The organism is Vreelandella sulfidaeris (assembly GCF_042429665.1).
GTDB lineage: Bacteria > Pseudomonadota > Gammaproteobacteria > Pseudomonadales > Halomonadaceae > Vreelandella.
The window spans coordinates 1-1,533 of the sequence record NZ_JBHMAC010000022.1 but is presented as its reverse complement, the minus strand read 5'-3'; the positions used below and the strand labels follow the sequence as shown (position 1 = coordinate 1,533).

1 protein-coding gene is annotated in these 1,533 nt (G+C 60.5%); it reads right to left on the bottom strand.

The window, feature by feature from the left end:
• Positions 1–1,533, bottom strand: a 1,533-nt coding sequence (locus ACFFLD_RS20545) for an IlvD/Edd family dehydratase (RefSeq protein WP_386043881.1), incomplete at both ends; no start/stop codon positions are given.

The following is a 1,533-nucleotide window of genomic DNA, read 5'->3' as shown; positions in this document are numbered from 1 at the left end:
CTGGCTGGCAATAAGCGTTGAAGCGGCGGTGGGGTCGCTCTCGGCCAGGCGCGAGGCCAGCTCTTCATCGCTGACATCGAGATGCAGTCGGCCACTGGCGCAGTCAAGCTCGATCCAGTCACCGTTATGTACCGCCGCCAGTGGACCACCCGCGGCCGCTTCCGGGGCCACGTGCAGCACTACCGTGCCATACGCTGTGCCGCTCATGCGCGCATCGGAAATCCGCACCATGTCGGTAATACCTTGGGCAAGAATCTTGGGCGGCAGGCCCATATTGCCCACCTCGGCCATGCCGTGATAACCGCGGGGACCACAGTGTTTCATGACCAGAATGTCATTGGCTTCAACGTCCAGATCCGGGTCGTTGATACGCGCCTTGTAGTCGTCAAAGTCTTCAAACACCACCGCCCGGCCCCGGTGCTGCATCAGTTCCGCGGTGGCGGCAGAAGGCTTGAGAACCGCACCGTTAGGCGCGAGGTTGCCGCGCACCACGCAGATGCCGCCATCCGCAGTGAGCGGGTTATCCAGTGGCCGGATCACCTCGTCGTTATACAGCGGGGCGTCCTTGACGTTTTCCCAAATTGTTTTGCCGTTAACGGTGAGGGCATCTTTGAACGGCAGCCGATCAGCCTCTCCCAGGCGTTTGAGTACCGCAGGCAGGCCACCAGCGTAGTAGAACTCCTCCATCAAGAAGCGCCCCGAGGGCTGCAGGTCGACCACTGTGGGCGTGCCGCGCCCGACGCGACTCCAATCATCCAGCGTTAAATCGACACCGATCCGCCCGGCGATGGCTTTCAAGTGAATCACCGCATTGGTGGAGCCGCCAATCGCGGCGTTAGTGCGAATGGCGTTATCGAAGGCTTCCTTGGTCAGGATCTTGGATAGCCGCAGGTCTTCATGGACCATCTCGACAATTCGATTACCCGACAGGTGCGCCAGCACGTAGCGGCGCGAATCCACCGCCGGAATGGCGGCGTTATGGGGCAATGACGTACCCAGCGATTCCGCCATGCACGCCATGGTGGAGGCGGTGCCCATGGTGTTGCAGGTGCCTGCCGAGCGTGACATGCCGGCTTCTGCCGCCATGAAGTCGTGAAGCGAAATCTCCCCTGCCTTGACCTGCTCGGATAACTTCCACACCACCGTGCCCGAACCAATATCCTTGCCTTTGTGCTTGCCGTTGAGCATCGGCCCACCAGTCACCACGATAGTGGGGATATCGCAGCTTGCCGCGCCCATCAGCAGCGCGGGGGTGGTCTTGTCACAGCCCACTAACAGCACCACCGCGTCGATGGGGTTCCCGCGGATCGCTTCTTCGACGTCCATGCTGGCCAGATTGCGGGTAAACATGGCAGTGGGTCGTAGGTTGGATTCACCGTTGGAGAACACCGGAAACTCCACCGGGTAACCGCCGGCTTCCAGCACGCCTTGCTTCACATGCTCTGCAAGCTTGCGAAAGTGCGCATTACAGGGTGTCAGCTCCGACCAGGTATTACAGATACCGATAATCGGCTTGCCCTGAAACTCATGGTC